Genomic DNA, 18339 nt, shown 5'->3' on the forward strand with positions numbered 1-18339 from the left:
CGGACACCGCTGGACTCGACGATGACGGTGGGCAGAACTGGCTGTGCTCAAGAACCGATCGGGGCCGGCGCGGCCTTTGTCGGCCGGAGGAGTAGGACCTCGCCCATCCGACAGGGATGAGTACGGCGTCGTACGGGGCTACGGTCCGCTCCGACGAGAACGATGACCTCGGTGCTTCTGACGGGCATGCGCAAGCAGCGGAGTCCCTCGTGCCGGCAAACCCGTTCTCAGCCCCGTCGGGCGGGCCGCCCGGCGTGTCGTCGCTGGTCAGGTGCCTAGGAAAGATCCCTCCCATTGTGGACAAGCTGCACCGGGGGCACTCTCGAAACGTGGCATCCGGGCAACAGCCGGACCAGCCGCCCCCCGCGGGCCGACGAACGCCCACACCGGCATCCTGTCGACCTCACCGGTGACGGCTTCGACGGCGCGGGGAACGCAACGACCGAGGAGTACAGCGTGAAGCGCAAGATCACCTTCGACCGTGACGGTCTGACCCTGGTGGGCAACCTGTTCACCCCGGACGACCTCGACGAGAACGGCCACTACCCGGCGGTGATCGTGCAGGGCTCGTTCACCTCGGTCAAGGAGCAGATGGCGGGGACCTACGCCGAGAAGTTCGCCGCGCAGGGCTTCGTCGCCCTCAGCTTCGACTACGCCCACTACGGCGAGAGCGAGGGCCAGCCGCGTCAGTACGAGTCGCCCGCCGAGAAGCTCAGCGACCTCAAGGCGGCCGTCACCTACCTGACCGATCTGCCCTACGTGGACGCGGTCGGCATGGTCGGCGTGTGCACCTCGGCCAGCAACGCGGTCTACCTCGCCGCCGAGGACCCGCGCCTCAAGGGCATGGCGACGATCGCCGGGTTCCTCGTCAACGAGGACGTCTTCACCGCCACCTACGGCGAGGACGGCATGGCTACGCGGCGTGATCAGGCGGCCGCAGCCAGGAAGAAGTACGAGGAGACCGGCGAGGCGACGACCATCACGGTCTACAGCGAAACCGACCCGAACGCGGCCAACTACATCCCCGTCGAGGGCGCCTTCGACTACTACGACAACGAGGCGCGGGGCAACGTTCCGCAGTACAAGAACGAGATGGACGTCTCGTCGTGGACGAACTGGCTCGCCTTCGACGCGCTGGGCGAGGCGTCGTCCGTCATGACTCCGACGATCGTTGTGCACTCCGACGAGAGCGCGCTGCCCGACAACGCCAAGGCGCTCCACGACGCCGTCCGCGACGAGAAGGAGCTCGTGTGGTCCGACGGGAACCACTACGACTACTACGACTCGCCGAAGCAGATGGACAACGCCGTCGCGAACGTGAGCCGGTTCTTCCGTACCCACCTCACCCAGGGACAGGCCGCCTGACCCCTCCGGGCGTCCGCCTGATCCGCACCGGCGTGCCCGGGACGGTCCTCCGTCTCCGGGCACGCCCCCTCAGAGGCAGTGAGAGACGTGAACGCGAAGAACCCGCATCTGGAAGAGCTCGGCCAGTTCCTCAAGGCACGCCGCAGCGAGCTCAACCCCGTCGACCTGGGACTCGACCCGGGAGAGCCGGGCGGTCGCCGCGTGTCCGGACTGCGACGTGAAGAGGTCGCGGCGCGAGTGGCGATCAGCCAGGACTACTACGCCCGCATCGAGCAGGGACGGCTCGCCCCGTCCGAGCCCGTCCTCGAAGCCATCGCTCACGCCCTCCGCCTCACCCCCGACGAGCGCGCCTACGCCGAGAGCCTCGCGCGCCAGGCCGAACGCCGCACCCTGCCCAAGCGGCGCACGACACCGGTGCGCCCGCAAATCCAGCGCCTGCTGGACCAGTTGACCGACACGCCGGCGTTCGTGGTGGGCAAGTACCTCGACATCCTGGCCTGGAACCCGCTCGCCGCGGCCCTCCTGCTCGACGTCGACAAGAAGCTCCCCAAGGAGCGCAACTACGTCCGGATGCTGTTCACCGACCCCCGGATGAAGGACTACTACGACAACTGGGGAGCCATGGCCCGCGCCGGCGTCGCCCTGCTGCGCATGCAGGCCGCCGACAATCCCACCGACCCCCAGCTCACCTCCCTGGTCGGCGAGCTGTCGGTCGTCGATGCGCAGTTCCGTCAGTGGTGGGCCGCCCGCCACGTCGCCCGCGAGGAGTTCGGCACCAAGACCGTCCACCACCCCGACCTCGGCGACCTCACCCTGGACTGGGACGCCTTCCAGTGGGCCGGAGACCCTGACCAGCAGCTCATCACCTGGTCCGCCCCGCCCGGCTCCGCCACCCAGGAGAAGTTCCGCATCCTCAGCTCCTGGATCGCGGCCGCGCCCGCCCGCGACAACGCCGAAAAGACGACAGAGGCATGACCCGGCCCGCCGACGGCTGACCCAGTGAAAAGCCCTTCGTCGATCACCGACCGCACAGAAGGAAGATCCATGCGCATCATCGTCTTCGGGGCCTCCGGCATGATCGGACACGGCGCGCTGCGCGCCAGCCTTCTCGACGAGCAGGTCACCGAGGTGCTCGCCGTCGTCCGCAGCCCCCTGGACATCGCTCATCCCAAACTGCGGCAGATCGCCCACACCGACTTCACCGACTACACCGCTATCCAGGAACAGCTTCACGGTCTGGACGCCTGCCTGTACTGCCTGGGCGTCTCGGCGGTCGGCCGCAAGGAAGACGAGTACACGCGCGTCACCCGCGACTACGCCCTCGCAGCCGCCCGCGCCCTTGCCGCTGCCAACCCTGCCCTCACCTTCTGCTACGTCTCCGGCGAGGGCACCGACCCCACGGAGAAGAGCCGTCAGATGTGGGCACGGGTCAAGGGCCGCACCGAGAACGAACTCCTCGCCCTGCCGATAAGCGCTCACGTGTTCCGCCCCGGATACGTCCAGCCCGTCGACGGAGCCGTCTCCCGCACCCCCCTGTACCGCACGGTGTACCGCATCACCGCAGGGCTCTACCCGCTCCTGCGACGCGCCGCCCCCCGCTACGTCACCACCACCCGAGCCATCGGCCGCGCCATGCTCGCCGTCACCCACGCCGAAGGGACGAGCCCCTCCGTGCTGCGCAACGGCGACATCAACGACCTCTCGCTCAGCTACTCGCCTGCCCGGGCGACCAAGGCATAGCTCGCACCCGCCCGCGACCGGTGCCTCGCACACCGATTTCTCACAAGCGGTCATCTGTGTTCGACGAGGTCCGGCGCTCTCCGTGACCCAGTCCGGTGCGGGGTTGTGTGGGCAGTATCCGGACCACACCGACAGCATCGACCTGCTGCTGGCGCAGCACACGGTTCTCCACGGTGGACTGGTGCAGAGCGCCTACCAGCGCTTCGACGTCGGCGTTGAGCCGGGTGATCTCTTCCGCATCCGCGGCCCGTAGTTCCTTCAATCGCCGGACCTGCTGGCGCAGCCGCTTCGGGAGTCTGCCCGCGGGCGCGGACCTGGCCGTAGAACTCGTTCTTCAGGTCCGGGTGGCGCTGGGTGAGCGCGTTGCGGGGAACTTGGGCCTCCAGTGCGAGAGCGACGATGGTCAGCGCGCCGTTGGAGTGCTTGGGATGGCCGGACAGGATGCGGTCCATCGCCGCCCGGATGCGGTCGCGTTCGTCGAGGGCTGGGCTCATGAGGTCGGCTCCTGCGTGTGGACGCGGTCGTGCTTGTGGCGGTCAGCCAGCGCACGCAGCTGCGTGGCTCGATGGGCGAGGCGGTCAGAGAGGGGGCCGGGAGCCGTCTCGGAGGCGGCCTGCTTCTCCAGGCTCTGGGCGTGCTGGAGGAGCTGGGCGGCATGGTGGTCAGTGCGCGCGATGTTCGCGCATGACGGCCGGCAGCGGTCCAGCCGCGGGGCGTCATCGGCGTCCAGGCGGTGGCACAGCGCCCGCTCCCGGTTGTAGACGCACATCAGCAAGGAGCGCGGGTTGTCGTAGACGGTCAGGGCCGGGTTGCCGAGGATGTCGCGGGCCTGGCGGTGGGTGCGGATCGACCCGGCGAAGGCCGGCGTCTGCGCCGCGGCGTGGATCGCGCGGCGCGCGGCTGGACCGGAGATGCCCGCCCCGTGAGCGAGGTCGTCGTGGAGGTTGGTGAGGGTGTCGGCGGTGGCCCGGGCGGTTTCGATGTCCAGCAGTTGGTGGATGCCGTCACGGCCGCGAGCGGCGTATCCGCTGCTGACCGCGGTGCGCATGTGCCCGTACTGGATGGCCAGCGCCACCAGGTCGCCCGGGCGGCGGGCGATGTGCCAGGCCAGGGTGCGACGGAACCGGGCCAGACCGATCGCTCCGTGTGGGTCGTCGGGGACGACTTCGCTGTCCCGCCCCAGGGTCCGGGCCAGACCGGAGGCCCAGGCGGCGAAGGCCTCGATACGTGAGTGCAGGCCCGTGAAGCGCAGGGAGGCCGTGCTGTGGGTGGGGACGGTCACGAAGGTGTGCACGGCCGCATCGAACAGCAGCCCTTCGGCCGGGACGAGGCTTTCCAGCACGTGGATCGCGCGGACGACGGGCGGGATGGCCACCCAGGGGACCTCGCGCAGTCGCCCGGCTAAGTGGTGGTTGCCATCCTCGTCGAAGGCGTTCTTGAACTTGCGCCCGTAGATCAGGTGCTGGCCGGAGGCGGCCTCGGGGCAGCAGCCGGCCTGCAGGCCGAGCACTTCGGCCGGGCGCATCCCGGTCAGGTAGGCCACCACGATGAAGCACGCGGTTCCCAGATGCCGCATGAGCTCGCGGGTTTCGGTGAAGTCGATGAACGCCGTCCAGGGCTCGCCGTCGATGCGCCCGGTGATCGGCGTGACCAGGGGCAGGGGCCGGGGTTGGCGTCAACGTAGGCGAGCAGGTGCTGCCACAGCTCGGTGCTGAGCAGGCTGTTGACCTGCGTGGACGGGCAGCTGACCCGGGCAGCGATGTAGGTGTTGGCCAGGGCGTGGCGGTAGCTGGCGTTGGGCCTCGACGGCACCGGCTGGCCGCGGTCGATGAGGTCCTGCAAGAAGCTCTTCAGCCGGGCCTTCGACTCCGGCGTGGCCGGCGTACACAGGGCGGCGTCGGCGATGCGTCGGCTTTCCTCCCAGGCGGTGAGGATGCCGTCGGAGAAGTCGTCGACCACGCGCAGGGCCCAGATCAGCAGCGGCCCCATGGTGGCGGGCGAGATGGGCTCGGTGGTGTTCTCGCCCCGCCCGGCGCTGGGCGTGCGGGGGTCGTCGACGCCGAGACGGTGCCAGGGCGGCATCGCCATCCCGCTCGGAGCGGGACCGGCCGTATCGAACGCCCACAGCCGGGTCAGGGCCACCAGGACCTTGGTGACGTTGCCGCGGCTGGCGCCGGGCTGCCGGGCCAGATGTCCGGCCCATGAGACCCACACTTCTTCGGTGACAGCGTGCAGACCTCGCTCACCCCGCTGGTGCAGCCAGGCGCAGAAGCGCTGCCAGCACAGCACGCTCTGGTGGATCCCGGCAGGGCCCAGGCGAGAGTGCCACGTTGGATGGCCGACCAACACGCTCGCCGGCAGCGAAGTGTTGATCATCATCCAGGCGGCCGGCTGGACCTGCGGCAGCATCGAAGCCGGGAAACGTGACCAGTCCACCCCGGGCCGAGCGGCGCTGGGATTGGCGACCAGCGGGGCCAGCGACCATACCTCGTCGGCGTAGATCGACACCGGCACGGGGCCGGGCGCCAGGACCAGCGACGGTGCGACGACCGGCGTATCCCACAAGGGCAGGGCCGGCAGTTCAGCAGGCAAAGCAGTCAGTGCGGTCACAGGTCGAAGTTACCTTGCAGAAGCTGGTCGATGACCGTGCGGTCGGATGCGGTGACGGCCTCTCGCGCCGCCTGCCACACCGGCTCGCCGAGCCGGCCGCGCAGGTCGGTCAGCCGGGCATGAGCATCCGCCCAGTCCGCTTGCCAGATGCCCGGCTCCGCCACGCCGCGCAAGTGCTCCAAGGCATTGAGCAGGTGGGCCAGACGCGGGTGATGGGCGGGCGTGACACGGGCATTCGGGCAAGCCGTGCACAGCAAAAACGAGGCGGCACAGCCCTGCCCGGCCGGGCTGAACGGGCTGTACTCCCAGCCCGCGCAGCCCGCGGTCACCGTCTGCCGGTCTCCAGCCTCCCCCGCCTCCGGGGTGAGGCGGGCGGTGAAGACAGTGCGGCGGGCGGCATCCACCGCTTCCAGCGCGCCGTCGGCGATGATCGGCACCGCCGCCTGCTGGGCCTGCGGCTCACCCACGACGTAGATGCTGTCGTGGGTGTCCTGGCTGTTCTGCCCGGGCTCGCGACGGTGCAGCACGTTCACCGTCTTGCGCAGCCGCCGCAACGGGGAACCCCGCAGTCCCACCGAGCGAGCCCAGGCGCCACCGGCCAGCTCGTCCACCCCCAGCCCGAACGGGCCGATCCGCACCGCCCTTCGATACCCCTGGCCGTCGTGCGGGGTAGTCTGGCGCCAGATGAGCAGCCGGTCGACATCCGCATCCAGCTGGCCCACCAGGGCCCGGGCGTGTGCGGTCGCCTCCAGGGCCTCGGTGATCACACGCCCCGAGGAGTCGGCGCCGGAGTCGGTCACGTTGCGGCTCTCGAACCGGCCGCGGTGCCCCGCGCGGCGCCGCTTCTCCAGCCGCAACCGGTAGACCGGCATCCCTACCTCCGCAGTGCTCGCCAGCGCCTTGGGCACCGGCATCTCAGACAGCGTCGTGGCGTTCAGGCCGAACTCCGCGACGATCAGCACGGCCAGCGCGGCTGACTCCTTGCGGCTCAGATAGAGCCGCCCCCACGTGTACGGCGCCGAGCCACCCACCAGCGCGGTCCGGTAGCGCTGGCGGACCGTGCGCCGCCTGTCATACACGGGGACGTCACCGGTGCGGGCCAGCACGTCCAGCGCCTCGCCCAGCAGCCAGTTGCTAGAGCCCGGCTCGATCCGGCCCGCCCGCCACGCCTCCAGGCGCTCGGTGTTCTCCCTGATCCGCAACAGCGCCGCGCGGAACGTGCGTCGCGCCGCCACCCGGATGGCCGTGAACTCCGATGGCGTGTAGGCCTCTTCGCGGCCCGGCGTCCACGCGAAGCGCTTGGCCATGGCCTCCCGCACCGGCCGCGCCAGCCGTTCATCGTGCTGGAGCAGGCCAGCGACGGCGGCGTACTTGCTGTACCCGTTCGAGTTCGGCGGCAGGCTCAGCCGCCACGCATGCCAGTGCGCCGCACTCAGCCGGTCCACGTCCAGCGGCGCCGCCTTCAGCTCGCTGACGAACTCACCGAACGGCCGGACCAGGTACCAGCTCGCCTCGCTGGTCTCCACGCTGTCCCAGCCCCCGCCCGGGGCGCACTTGGCGGCGAACAGCACAGCCAGCGACCGTTGCCACGGCTCGGGGGCAGGGAAGGTGCCGAAGTCGTAGTCTCGCACCCGGCCCTGCTGATCTCGATGGCTCACCACTAGGCCGTCATGCACCAAGGGCATCGGCCGCTGGTGCGGGACGTCGGGCAGGGCGGCCGCGCGGCCGCGGCGGCTCACCGGGCCACCAGCTGGTCGTCCAGGTCCTGAATGCCCTCGCTCTCGCGGGCCAGCCGCGCGAACACCTCCGTCAGTTCCCCCTCGGACAGTGGGCCGTCGGCCGGCCGGAAGTCGGCCAGCAGCGACCGCAGTTGCAGGTCCGCCACCGGAGCGAGGTAGATGTGCTTCGTGGTCTCCAGCTGGGCGTGGCCGAGCAGGTCCTGCACCATCCGCCACGGATCGCCATACAACATCCGGAAGTCCCGCCGCTCCTCCGGCGTCAGGCCCATGCGCCGATCCATCACGTGGTTGAGGACCACGAGCATGACCAGGGCGAAGCTGTGCCGGGCCATATGCGGGGTGCAAAACGGCGGCTCGCCCATCACCGCCGCCAGCACCTTCTCGCACCGCTCATTCGCCGTTCGGAACACACCTTCCCAAGACGCCGGGCGCAACGGCAGCCCGGCCTCGTTCAGCCACAGCCACAACGGCTCCGGACCAGCTGGACCCTCAATGAACAAGCTCATCCGCTCATCCACCGTCGCCTCTGCCAGAGCCGTCTGACCCACCACGCCGTCCCCGTCCCGCCAGTGAAGCAGGCGGCGACGCCCACCCGTCTCGTGCGTCACCAGCCGCATCGGCAGCCCGTCGTACCGGCCCGACCGCCTGCGCGCGCCGTACCGCCCGAGCGCGTGACGACTCCACATAGCCCTTGACCTCGCCCACCACGACCGAGGAGGCATAGAACGTGCGCGCCCGTCTCGACTTCGTCACCACTCGTGCCAGACGCCCCGCGTAGTACCGGCCGCCCTCCAGATGGAGACGGGGAACCTCCAGCGTCAGCAGCGAGGCCCCCTCCCCCAGACGCACCCCGGAGGAAAACAGCAGGTCAGCGAAGGCCGCGTTGCGGTCGGCCAGCCGCCCCGCCCACCCGCTGTCCGGCAGCCCGTCCGCGCCGTGCCCGCGCAGACCCACATCCACCCAGCGGCGGAAGGCGCGCGGCGTCAGCCAGCGAACCTCGCTCGTGCGCGCGTTCTTCGCCCGCGCCGTCGGCACCAGCACTACCTTGCCGGTCCGGCCCGTGACCGTACGCATGAGCACAGGGTTCGCCAGTACGTACTCGCGCTGTACTGCCCACTCATACAGCCGTGCGAGCGCGGCCAGTCCCCGGTTCCACCGCGCCCCGCCGACCCGGCGGGGATTCCGTGGCGAGCGGGTCCGCCAGTCCTCGAAGTCCCACAGGTCGTCCGGCGACGCCTCGCTCCACCACTTCCCGCGACCCCACAGGAAATCGAAGAACAGGCAGTAGTCGTCCGTGTAGTTGCGCTTCGTCTCCTGTGCGAGACGGGCGAACGACGACCGGCACAAGTAGTGGCTCAGTACCTCGTCGATCCGGCAGTCCGAAGAGAGAAGGATCGGATCCCCAGGATGAATCCCAACGCGATCCTCACGTACGGCCAGATCCTCCCGCTCAGCCAGAACAGGCACCCGATCCCCCGCCACCCGGCGAGCTGCCAGCACCCAGAACGTACGCCAACCCGACACTCATCCACCCTTGCTCGATCCGCTTCAACAAGCCGATCCAACAGGGAAGACGATGCCGGCGACCAGGACGCGACCGCCGACGCCGTCGCCGCCTTGAACCTCCTCCTGGAGGCGAGGATGCGCCGGCGTCTGCTGACCGTCGTGGACGCGACCAACGCCCGGGCGGCCCGGCAGCCGCTGGTCGCCGCCGCGAAACGACACGGCATGCCCGTCATCGCGCTCATGGTCGCCACCCCGGCTGCCATGTGCACGGAGCGCCAGCGGCCGCGTCCCGCGAACCGGACGGTGCCGGACGACACGGTCCGCCAGCAGCACACGGCGATGGTCCGCTCCCACCCGACACTGCTGGCCGAAGGCTTCAACGAGATTGTCTTCTCCGACATGCTCCACCAACTGCTGCCGTATCTGGAGCGCCTGAGCGGGACGCGGCGGGCCGACCTCGGCCTGGACGACGAGGACGGCCTGGGTGACCTACTGGTCGTACGGCGGGTGTTCGGCGAGGAGATCCTGCCGCTGTGGCAGTGGAAGCCCGGCTCCGACCTCGCCGGCGGCGATCGCGTCGCCGAGATCCGCCTCGGACAGCAGTACCTCCTTACCCGCCAGTGGTTCGACCGCCAGTACACCGCCCTCGGGCGCACCCTTGGCGACATCGCCGAGGAGGCAGGCGTCAGCCAGGCGACCCTGATCCGCCGGGCAGCCCACTGGGGCATCCCCCGTCGCCCCCCCCCGGAATCCCCAGACGCCCTCGGCGCCTAACTGGAGACCCCGAGCGCGAAGAGCTTGGGGCCTAGCGGTCCTCGCAGTGTTCGGCCTCGAGGTCGCGCATGCCGCGGAGGAGGAGGTCGAGGCCGAGGGCGAACTCCTCGGTCAGGGGGACGGTGGCTTCGGCGGCGGTCCGGCTGATGGCGGGGTAGTGAGCGGGGTCGGCGTGGCGCAGGCGGTCGCCGGCCGTGCGGTCGGCGTCCTGTTGTTCTGTGCTGCCGCCGAGTTGGAGTGCGAAGCCGACGACGAAGCGGGCGAGGGCGGCGGTGAGCGTGCGCGCGTTCGCGGGGGTGAAGCCGTGGGCGAGGAGGATGGTCAGGCAGCGTTCGCGGAAGGCCATCGCGTGCGGTCCGGTGGGGACGGCAGCGCTCAGGAGCGGTGCGGCGTTGGGGTGGCGGGCGATGGCGTCGAAGAGGCTGGTGGCCAGGTGTCCGCATGCGGTGGCCCATTCGGCGGTGGCCAGGAGTTCCTCGTCGAGGACGACTTCGCCCAGGACTCGTTCGACGACGTGGGCGAGCAGGTCTGCGCGGTTGTCGACGTGCCGGTAGAGGGTGGCGGTGCTCGATCCGAGCCGCTGGGCCAGGGCGCGGAGGGTGAGGGCGTCGGCTCCCTGTTCGTCGACGATCTCCAGGGCGGCCAGGAGGATGCGGTCGAAGGGCATCCTGGGCCGGCCGGGTGTCCTGGCTGCCGCTCGTGCCGTGTTCCGTGGGGTCGTGGGGGTGGCCTGCGGCGGGGACTGGGGCTTCGACGGCATTGCTCCAGTATCCGCTACGGCCCTGGTGTCCGGTGCCGGAGACGGGTGATTGAGGCGGGCATTGTGACCCCTCACACTTTCGGATACGTTGTAGCTGAAATTCATGGATGGCCCTCGCCGTGGGTCGGGGGCCCGGTGCGGGAGATGCAGCATGGGCAAGGGCGGCGCTGGTGCGGTGGCGGTCGTGGAGAACCGGCGGTTTCTGGGGGTGCGTGCGGAGTCCGAAGAGGTGCTGGCGGGGTTGGGGCCGGAGTCTCGGGCGGCGCTGCGGCAGTTTTCCTTCGAGCGGTTGATCGGCTACGGGGTGGAGTTCTCGGACGCGGTCGAGCTCAGGGCGAGGGTGCTCGACGGGCAGGGCTGGAGGGAGGCTGCCGGCGAGTTGGCGTCCGCGTGCCGGGAGCGTGCCGAAGCAGTGCCCGGGGGGCCGACGTGCGCGGCTTACCTGCGGCGGGCCTCGGCGCTGACGCGGATGAGCCAGGTGATGATGCTGGCCGACACCGATGAGCGGCGGGCGGTGTACGCGCACGCGGTCGACCTGTACGCGCGGGCCGCACGGATATCCGGGGGGCGCGAGCACTTCACGGTGGAGACCGGGGTCGGCGTGCTGACCGGGTGGCGGGTGGATGCCGGCCCGGACGCCGTGGGCGCGGCGGTGGTGGTCGGCGGCGTCGAGGGCTGGGCGATGGACTTCGACGCGATGGGCACGGCGCTCGCCGAGCGCGGCATCGAGGCGTTCCTGCTGGACGCCCCCGGGCAGGGCGAGTCGCGGATGGCCAACGGCGTCTACCTGGGGGACGGGTGGCTGGACGCCTACCGGGCGGTGCTCGACGCCGTGGAGGCATGGATGCCGGGGCAGCCGATCGGGGTGGTCGGCAACAGCATGGGCGGATCGTTCGCGATGGCGCTGGCGGCGGCCGACACGCGGATCGCGGCCTGTGTCGACAACGGGGGGATCGTCGCCCCCGGGGCGGTCCCGCCGGAGGTGGGGACCTTCTTCACCAAGATGGCCGCCTTCTGCGACCGCCGGGACGCGGACGAGGTGCGCGCGGTGTGGGCCGACGTGGACCCCGCCGCCGACGGGCCGAACGCCGGGTACCCGCTCCTGGTCCTGCACGGCGGGCTCGACCCGCTCGTCTCGGACGAGATGGTCCAGGCGGTCCTGGAGCGGGTGCCGGCCGGGGAGTGCGAACTGGTCGTCTTCTCCGACGGCAACCACTGCGTCTACAACCACCGCGAGGACCGCGACCTGCTGGTCGCCGACTGGATGCGCGCCCGCCTCGCCGCCCGGGGCGAGAAGTGACGGCCGCTGAGCGCACCGAGGAGCACACCGTGGAGATCGTCGACGCCCAGATCCACCTCTGGCAGGGCGACGGCGCCCCGCCCCACCACCGGCAGCAGCCGTACCTGATCGAGGACGCGCTGGCCGGCATGGACGCCGCCGGGGTGCAGCGGGCCGTCAACTGCCCGGCGATCTGGGACTCCGCCGCCCACACCTACGCCGTCGAGGCCGCCGTGCGACACCCCGACCGGTTCGCCACGCTCGGCTGGTTCCCCCTGGACGAGCACGCCGGCCCGGCCTCGGTGGACGCCCTGCTGGCGCTGCCCGGCATGCTCGGCCTGCGCTTCATGCTCGCGGCCCCCGACGCGATCGCGGCGCTGACCTCGGGCGGCCTGGAGTGGCTCTGGGAGGCCGCCCAGCGGCACGAAGCGCCGGTCGCCCTGATGGTGCTGCCCGAACACCTGCCGCTGCTCGACGGCATCGCCGGGCGCTTCCCCGGCATGCGCCTGCTCGTCGACCACCTCGCCGTCCTGCCGTTCCTCGCCCTCCCGCAGGCCGCCGCCCACTTCGACGGCCTCCTGGCGCTCGCCGCCCGCCCGAACATCGCGGTCAAGGCGTCGGGGGTGCCGAGCATGGCCACCGACGCCTACCCCTTCCGCAGCACCCACGACGTGCTGCGGCGCACCTTCGACGCCTTCGGCCCCGAGCGGATGTTCTGGGGCACCGACATCACGCGCATGCGCTGCACCTGGCGCGAGTGCGTCACCGCCTTCACCGAGGAGATCCCCTGGCTGGGCGGCCGCGACCTCGAACTCGTGATGGGCCGCGCCCTGCGGACCTGGATCGGCTGGCACTGACGCCCCCTCCCCGGCCCCTTGCGGCGATAGGGGCCGGGAGGCGTAACCATGTTTCGGCTACACTGTATCCGAAACTAAGTTTCGATCATCCGAGGAGGAACCCATGCCCAGCACGGACACCGACGTTCTCATCGCCGGAGCCGGCCCCGCCGGCCTGGCGCTCGCCATCGACCTGCGGCGGCGCGGCGTAGCCCACCGCGTCATCAGCGCCGCGGACGGGGGCTTCGAGGGCTCGCGCGCCAAGGGCGTGCAGCCGCGCACCCTGGAGGTGCTCGACGACCTCGGAGCCCTCGAAACCGTCCAGGCGCACAGCCGCCTGTACCCCAAGCTCGGCCTGCACCTGGGGCCCCTGACCGTTTCCAAGACCATGATCAAGCGGCATCCTGCGAGCGAGGAGGTCCCCCACCCCAACTCCTTGATGGTCGCGCAGTACGACACCGACGCCGCCCTGCGCGGCCGGCTCGCCGAACTCGGCGGCACCGTAAAGTTCGGCATCCGGCTGTCCACCTACACCGCCGACGCCCGGGGCGCCACCGCCACCGTCGAGCGCGCCGACGGAGGCAGCGAGCAGATCCGCGCCCGCTTCCTGGTCGGCGCCGACGGAGGCGGCAGCACGGTCCGCCGCACCAGCGGGATCGACTTCCCCGGCACCACCGACGAGAGCGACCGCATGATCGTCGCGGACCTCTCCCTGGACGGGCTGTCCGCCGACCGGTGGCACGTCTGGCCCCGCCACGCCGGCCGCTTCATGGCCCTGTGCCCGCTGCCCGACGGCACGTTCCAGCTCATGCTCAAGCTCCGCCCCGAGGAGAAGGCCGACCTCGACCGCGAGGCCATCGCCCGGATGATCGGCGACTTCGTCGGCAGGGCCAACATCACCGTGCGCGAGATCCACTGGTCCTCCGTGTGGCGCCCCAACATCCGCCTCGCGGCGAGCTACCGCAGCGGCCCTGTCCTCCTCGTCGGCGACGCCGCCCACGTCCACCCGCCCACCGGTGGCCAGGGTATGAATACCGGCATCCAGGACGCCTACAACCTCGGATGGAAGCTCGCCCAGGTGCTGGCCGGTGCCCCCGACGCCCTGCTCGACACCTACCAGGCCGAACGCCGCCCCGTCGCCGCCCGCGTGCTGGGACTCTCCAGCGAGATCTACGACTCCATGAACAGCCGGCCCCTGGCCGGGACCAAGCGCGGCGACGAGGAGCGCCAGCTCACCCTCTCCTACGCCGGCGGCCCCCTCGCGCCCGACGCCGCCGGCAGCCCGGGGCCGCGTCCCGGCGACCGCGCCCCCGACGCCGCCTACACCGACACCGAGGGCCGCACCGGACGCCTCCACCAGGCGTTCCGCGGAACCCACTTCACCCTCCTCGCCCTGGGCACCCAGGCCCGCCCGGCGGCCGACGGCCTCGCCCGGCCCGCGGGCGGCGCCGAGATCCGCATCCTCGCCGTCGCCGACCCCGCCGGCGCCCTCCGGCAGCACTACGCGCCTGCCGGCCCGGCCCTGGTCCTGGTCCGCCCCGACGGCTACATCGCCGCCACCGCAAGCGCCGCCGACACCTCCGCCATCGAGAACTTCCTGGCTCTTGCCGCCCCCGCCCGCACCGCATGACCGGCCAGGACGTACCGCGGCCCGCCGACGCGCCCCCAGGCGGCCGACTCACACCGGTCGCGGCGTTCGCGGCAACGGCGTTCGCCCTGGCCGTCAGCATGGCGTCCTCGGCCGTCCCGACACCGCTTTACGCCCTCTACCAGCAGCACTGGGGGTTCTCGACGTTCACCGTCACCGCGGTCTACGCCGCCTACGCCGCAGGCGTCATCGCCGCCCTGCTGCTGGGCGGCCACCTCTCCGACCGGTACGGCCGACGCCCGGTGCTGGCCGCCGCCCTGCTGGTCAACCTGGCCGCCGCCGCCGCCGGCTTCGCGCTCTCGCCACCGCTGGCCGGAGTGCTGGCGGCCCGCCTGGCCTGCGGCGCGGCCATCGGCCTGACCACCGCCACCGCCTACCTCGCCGAACTCGCAGCCCTCGCAGGGTTCCGGTGCGCGCGACCAGGGCGAGGGCTGCGGCGAGGAGGGCGGCGAAGGCCAGGTAGGGCAGGCGCAGCGGGTGGGGCCATTACTCTGGTCCATCCCGACACACCGCACGCAGCGGCCTACCTCCACGGCCACCAGCTCGACTGCAACGGCAGGGGCCGGCTGCGCTGTGAGACGACCACGATCCTCGGGATCTTGCAGCCGACCTGCGATGCTCACCCACGCCGCCGCCAACCTGTCCCTCCTGACGAGGTCGGCATGGACCTTGCCCCCTACGACGTACACCTCGAAGCCAGTCGTCCCGACGGCACCAACTACGCACTGCTGCGCCTCGGCGTACTTCCAGACCTGGGTCGCCTCTCGCGACGCCGACCATCCAACACCGAGCTCGCAGGCCGTGCCCCCACCGTCGCCCGGGTCCACGGTCACCGCGAAGTACGCACCTGTTCGACGTCAACGACCACGAGGTCTACATCGCCGACGTTGCCGCGCTCCTGGCCGACGCCCGCGCAGTAGCGAGCCCGTGACCACCACGGCCCTGCACCGGATCGGGACCTGACAGACCGAAGGCCCGGCTCCCCCGCGCTCGTCTGCGGCGGGGCCCGGCCTTCTTGCGTATCTGGATCCGCTGTGGCTTCGAGCTGTCTCCCGACGCTGGCGAGGGCGCCGGGATGCCTCGTTCGTCCTTCCGGCCTACACGGGACAGGTCATTCACTGCCCATGCTGCTGTGCCAAGCGTGAACGGGTACGGCCCGGGCCGTGAGTGACTGTAGGCCCTTCGACTCGACCAGGTGTGGCCGAAGCCGACCATGCGCAGAGAGGACCCCGCCCCACTGCGGAAACGGGAGGCGGGGCCAGAGGAAGGAATTCGCCCGATGGGCCTACGCGAGGCCCTTCGCACGTTTGCTCTCAGCGATCTTGCGGTCCACCAGAAGCTCCGTTACCTTCCGCCATGCCTCAACGTCGAGCTCGGCAAGGATGTAGCCAACCAGAGTTTCCGGGTCATGCGAAGGAAGCCGGACCAGCTCGGCCGACCGCTGGGTGGGAACGTCCTCGCCTCCATCAGGGGTGTCTCCGCCTCCATTTATTACGGCGTAATAATCCGGGCCCCCTTCCGTCGGCGCTTTTGGTTCGCTGGGTGGAGACTGCTCCACCGGTGCTGGCGGCGCGGGCGACTGCTCCGGCGCGGCCGTTGTCGTGCTGGACCGAGCGGTCTTGTTCTGGCTCTCCTGCCGCTTCAGCTTCTCGAGGTGCGCGTTCTGCTCGGCTGGCTTCTTCTTCCCGACTCGGCGCAGCAGCGCAGCGGGCTCTTCCCCGGACTTCAGCTTGTCCTGGAGTTCGGGGGTCAGCGAGAGCAGCGACAGCCGCTGGGACACCCATCCCTGAGATCGGTGCAGACGGTTGGCGAGTGCTTCCTGCGTGCGGTGAACTTTCAGGAGCTGGTTGAGAGCGTGTGCTTCGTCGAGGGGGTCGAGGTCCTGGCGATGGACGTTCGCGACGAGTGCAGACTCAAGGAGCTCGTCTGGGTTGCTGCCGAGGTCGTCGTCGACCATCACCTTGATCTCGGCCAGCCCGGCCTCGCGGGCTGCGGCCAGGCGCGAGTTGCCGTCGATAGCGACGTACTTGGTGCCCGGTTCGAGGTCGTTCTCCCGGTCGGGGTTGCCCGCGAGGTAGGCGACGCGTCCCATGATGCTGATGGCGGTCTTCTGCCCGTGGTCGCGGAGGCTCGCCGCGAGGCTGCTCAGGTCGCCGAGCTCTGATCGCGGGTTGTCCGGGTTGAGGCTGATGGCGGTGACAGGAAGCCGGACGGGCAGGGGTGCACCTTCTGTCGGTGCCGCAGTGGTCGCGTTGATGGCGGCTCGCCGGGCGCTGATCTGCTGCGTTTGGCCGAAGCGGCCGGCACCGAGCTGGCTGGCTTTGCTCATGAGATCTCCCGTGCGAGTGCGCGCATGGCGACGGCCTGCTGGCTGCGGGGGGCGTACGACAGGAGGGGCCGCTTCACGCGTACTGCTTCCTTCTGCTCTTTCAGGTCTCCGATGAGTCCGACTACCTTCGGATCCTTTATGTCGATCCAGCCCTCGAGGGATGACGTGGCGATGTATCCGCGTCGGGAGTCGTACAGGTTGACGACGATGCCGAGGTAGTCGATGTCGATAGCGAGGTCGCTACGGAGGTCGTCGAACTGGCTGGTGAGAAGTTCGTAGGCGTCGGCGCTGCTGTCTTCGGCCTGGACGACGATGAGGGCGCCGGACTGGCCGGGCGCTTCGTTGTCTCGGCGGCGGCCGTAGTAGGCCGCGGCGTCCATGCTGAGGCCGAGGCTGGGCGGGCAGTCGATGATGATGACGTCGTAGTCCGCTTCGAGGGGGGCGAGGGCCCGTTCAAGAGCGGCTTCGCGAGCACGCACTGCCGATAGACGGACGTCGAGGAGGAAGGCGTCGTTGCACGCCGGCAGCAGGTCGAGACGCCCGCCGAACCGCTCTTCGTCGACCGTGACGATCAGGTCGCGAAGATCGCCCTTCGGATCGCCGGCCATGTGGTTGGTGAGGCTGTCGCCGTCCATGGAGAGCGGTGCGGCGCCGAGCTGGTTCGTGAGGTGGCACTGTGGGTCGAAGTCGACGAGCAGGACACGGAGTCCGGGGCCCGGCAGATTTTCGACATCGAGAGGGCTGTCCTCTCCCGAGGCCGCGGCGAGTTGCTTCGCGATCCGCACCGGGTGGAGAGCGTTGGAGTCTTCGGCTAGGGCTTCGCCGACACCGGCCGTAATGGCTGTTTTCCCCACGCCCCCCTTCTGATTGCAGATGATCATGCGGCGAGTGATGACGGGCCGCTCGATGTCGGGAGCAGGGTTGGTGTCCAACCACATCTGCACGGACTGCGCGAGCCCTTGAATGAGGGACACCCCCCGGGAGGTGCAGTCGCTCCGAAACGCCTCCCACTGGCCTGCGGGGAGGAAGGTCGCGAAGGACCTAGCGCCAGCGGTATCGATGGGGGAGAGGTTGGAACCCAGCCCGCTCCACGCCTCGATGCCGGCTTCGACGGCGCGCTGGATTTCGATGCCGCGCTGGGCCGCTCGGACTTTGAGGTCCTGCTGCAGTCCGGCGGGGAGTTTGGAGACGACCTTCTCGCGGTCGCCGGGAAGTGGCGATGTCATGAGGACACCTTACTAACGTTCAAGATCTTCAGGCGAAGCAACACGTTAGTTCATCGAGTGACGTGCCGTCAGTACCGGTACTACGGCGTCATGCCGCGCCCTGCATCTCGCTCCGCCTGCGCCGATTATTACGGCGTAATAATCGGCGCAGGGCTCCAACGTGCGCACCGCACGCGCAACAGTGACGACCCATCGGCAGTCGACTCGACCGCGACCACTCTCGAGCCTTTGAAGGCGTGAACAGCCTGGTGCAGGGCGCCTGCCAACGGAGCGACCCCGAAGTCGCCGGAGCGGCTGCCGCGTCGGCGCTCCTCCTCAGTGGTTCAGTACTACCCGGCACCGCAACAACACAAGCTGTAGCGACCGTGCCTGCGTGAACATCATGAACAGGCGCAGGCGGAGACGTCGGTCGGCTGTGCCGCACCAAGCGGAAAGTATGTCGGTCGTCATGAAGGGCGGAGCGGACGGATCGACGGCCCGCGGTCTGTCCGAGTTCCCCGGGGTGCTGCGCGGTCCCGCCCGATCGG

The 18339-nt window shown here is 70.3% G+C and carries 17 protein-coding genes; 9 read left to right on the forward strand and 8 right to left on the reverse strand.

Annotated elements, in window-relative coordinates:
* The first annotated feature begins 294 nt into the window (after positions 1-294).
* From ACFYPN_RS31715 to ACFYPN_RS31730, 4 genes are all read left to right on the forward strand, one after another.
* Positions 295-1365, forward strand: a complete 1071-nt coding sequence (locus ACFYPN_RS31715) for an alpha/beta hydrolase (protein ID WP_389303071.1) — start codon at positions 295-297, stop codon at positions 1363-1365.
* A gap of 87 nt (positions 1366-1452) precedes the next feature.
* A complete protein-coding gene (locus ACFYPN_RS31720) occupies positions 1453-2340 on the forward strand; it encodes a helix-turn-helix domain-containing protein (protein ID WP_389303073.1) in 888 nt (295 codons plus the stop codon).
* Positions 2341-2409: 69 nt separating this feature from the next.
* Entirely contained in the window at positions 2410-3105 is a 696-nt protein-coding gene (locus tag ACFYPN_RS31725) for an NAD-dependent epimerase/dehydratase family protein (protein ID WP_389303076.1), read from the forward strand.
* Positions 3106-3208: 103 nt separating this feature from the next.
* A complete protein-coding gene (locus tag ACFYPN_RS31730) occupies positions 3209-3358 on the forward strand; it encodes a hypothetical protein (RefSeq protein ID WP_389303079.1) in 150 nt (49 codons plus the stop codon).
* 237 nt (positions 3359-3595) lie between these two features.
* Here the strand turns inward: ACFYPN_RS31730 and ACFYPN_RS31735 are convergent, their stop codons facing one another.
* Genes ACFYPN_RS31735 through ACFYPN_RS31755 form a run of 5 tightly spaced genes read right to left on the reverse strand, consistent with a single transcriptional unit; the run spans position 3596 to position 8954 of the window.
* A complete protein-coding gene (locus ACFYPN_RS31735) occupies positions 3596-4681 on the reverse strand; it encodes a hypothetical protein (protein ID WP_389303081.1) in 1086 nt (361 codons plus the stop codon).
* On the reverse strand, positions 4636-5715 hold the full coding sequence (locus ACFYPN_RS31740) for a hypothetical protein (protein WP_389303083.1): 1080 nt from the start codon (positions 5713-5715) through the stop codon (positions 4636-4638). Before ACFYPN_RS31740 ends, ACFYPN_RS31735 begins: the two co-directional genes overlap by 46 nt.
* The gene (locus ACFYPN_RS31745) at positions 5712-7454 is read right to left on the reverse strand and encodes a hypothetical protein (protein WP_389303084.1); all 1743 of its coding nucleotides are present in this window, start codon (positions 7452-7454) and stop codon (positions 5712-5714) included. The genes ACFYPN_RS31740 and ACFYPN_RS31745 overlap by 4 nt, the downstream gene beginning before the upstream one ends.
* The gene (locus ACFYPN_RS31750) at positions 7451-7960 is read right to left on the reverse strand and encodes a hypothetical protein (RefSeq protein ID WP_389303087.1); all 510 of its coding nucleotides are present in this window, start codon (positions 7958-7960) and stop codon (positions 7451-7453) included. Before ACFYPN_RS31750 ends, ACFYPN_RS31745 begins: the two co-directional genes overlap by 4 nt.
* 4 nt (positions 7961-7964) lie before the next feature.
* Positions 7965-8954 carry a site-specific integrase gene (locus tag ACFYPN_RS31755; RefSeq protein ID WP_389303090.1) on the reverse strand — a complete coding sequence of 330 codons (990 nt, stop codon included), beginning with the start codon at positions 8952-8954 and terminating at the stop codon, positions 7965-7967.
* Here ACFYPN_RS31755 and ACFYPN_RS31760 point away from each other — a divergent pair.
* Complete coding sequence (locus tag ACFYPN_RS31760; protein WP_389303092.1) at positions 8862-9734, forward strand: AAA family ATPase; 873 nt, start codon at positions 8862-8864, stop codon at positions 9732-9734. The two genes, ACFYPN_RS31755 and ACFYPN_RS31760, sit on opposite strands and share 93 nt — an antisense overlap.
* Positions 9735-9765: 31 nt before the next feature.
* Here ACFYPN_RS31760 and ACFYPN_RS31765 read toward each other — a convergent pair whose 3' ends face one another.
* Positions 9766-10494 (reverse strand): TetR/AcrR family transcriptional regulator, encoded by a 729-nt coding sequence (locus ACFYPN_RS31765; protein WP_389303095.1) that lies wholly within the window; start codon positions 10492-10494, stop codon positions 9766-9768.
* A gap of 151 nt (positions 10495-10645) precedes the next feature.
* On the opposite strand from ACFYPN_RS31765, the gene ACFYPN_RS31770 reads away from it, so the two are divergent.
* From ACFYPN_RS31770 to ACFYPN_RS31785, 4 genes are all read left to right on the forward strand, one after another.
* Entirely contained in the window at positions 10646-11794 is a 1149-nt protein-coding gene (locus ACFYPN_RS31770; protein ID WP_389303097.1) for an alpha/beta hydrolase, read from the forward strand.
* Complete coding sequence (locus ACFYPN_RS31775) at positions 11791-12630, forward strand: amidohydrolase family protein (protein WP_389303100.1); 840 nt, start codon at positions 11791-11793, stop codon at positions 12628-12630. Before ACFYPN_RS31770 ends, ACFYPN_RS31775 begins: the two co-directional genes overlap by 4 nt.
* A gap of 103 nt (positions 12631-12733) precedes the next feature.
* Positions 12734-14239 carry an FAD-dependent monooxygenase gene (locus ACFYPN_RS31780; RefSeq protein ID WP_389303102.1) on the forward strand — a complete coding sequence of 502 codons (1506 nt, stop codon included), beginning with the start codon at positions 12734-12736 and terminating at the stop codon, positions 14237-14239.
* Positions 14236-15177, forward strand: coding sequence for an MFS transporter (locus ACFYPN_RS31785; protein WP_358763570.1), 942 nt, complete (start codon positions 14236-14238; stop codon positions 15175-15177). The genes ACFYPN_RS31780 and ACFYPN_RS31785 overlap by 4 nt, the downstream gene beginning before the upstream one ends.
* A 365-nt stretch (positions 15178-15542) precedes the next feature.
* Here the strand turns inward: ACFYPN_RS31785 and ACFYPN_RS31790 are convergent, their stop codons facing one another.
* Together ACFYPN_RS31790 and ACFYPN_RS31795 are read right to left on the reverse strand one after the other, a co-directional pair.
* On the reverse strand, positions 15543-16586 hold the full coding sequence (locus tag ACFYPN_RS31790) for a ParB/RepB/Spo0J family partition protein (protein WP_358763572.1): 1044 nt from the start codon (positions 16584-16586) through the stop codon (positions 15543-15545).
* Entirely contained in the window at positions 16583-17812 is a 1230-nt protein-coding gene (locus tag ACFYPN_RS31795; protein WP_358763575.1) for a ParA family protein, read from the reverse strand. The genes ACFYPN_RS31790 and ACFYPN_RS31795 overlap by 4 nt, the downstream gene beginning before the upstream one ends.
* Between the last annotated feature and the right edge of the window lie 527 nt (positions 17813-18339).

The organism is Streptomyces sp. NPDC005576 (genome assembly GCF_042871745.1).
Classification (GTDB): Bacteria; Actinomycetota; Actinomycetes; order Streptomycetales; family Streptomycetaceae; genus Streptomyces.

Excerpts from the sequence above, each read along its gene's own strand:
- ACFYPN_RS31785 (WP_358763570.1), top strand. The coding sequence starts at position 14,236 with ATGACCGGCCAGGACGTACCGCGGCCCGCCGACGCGCCCCCAGGCGGC.
- ACFYPN_RS31780 (WP_389303102.1), top strand. The coding sequence starts at position 12,734 with ATGCCCAGCACGGACACCGACGTTCTCATCGCCGGAGCCGGCCCCGCC.
- ACFYPN_RS31795 (WP_358763575.1), bottom strand. The coding sequence starts at position 17,812 with ATGACATCGCCACTTCCCGGCGACCGCGAGAAGGTCGTCTCCAAACTC.
- ACFYPN_RS31790 (WP_358763572.1), bottom strand. The coding sequence starts at position 16,586 with ATGAGCAAAGCCAGCCAGCTCGGTGCCGGCCGCTTCGGCCAAACGCAG.
- ACFYPN_RS31725 (WP_389303076.1), top strand. The coding sequence starts at position 2,410 with ATGCGCATCATCGTCTTCGGGGCCTCCGGCATGATCGGACACGGCGCG.
- ACFYPN_RS31735 (WP_389303081.1), bottom strand. The coding sequence starts at position 4,681 with ATGCGGCATCTGGGAACCGCGTGCTTCATCGTGGTGGCCTACCTGACC.
- ACFYPN_RS31750 (WP_389303087.1), bottom strand. The coding sequence starts at position 7,960 with ATGAGCTTGTTCATTGAGGGTCCAGCTGGTCCGGAGCCGTTGTGGCTG.
- ACFYPN_RS31760 (WP_389303092.1), top strand. The coding sequence starts at position 8,862 with ATGAATCCCAACGCGATCCTCACGTACGGCCAGATCCTCCCGCTCAGC.
- ACFYPN_RS31765 (WP_389303095.1), bottom strand. The coding sequence starts at position 10,494 with ATGCCGTCGAAGCCCCAGTCCCCGCCGCAGGCCACCCCCACGACCCCA.
- ACFYPN_RS31770 (WP_389303097.1), top strand. The coding sequence starts at position 10,646 with ATGGGCAAGGGCGGCGCTGGTGCGGTGGCGGTCGTGGAGAACCGGCGG.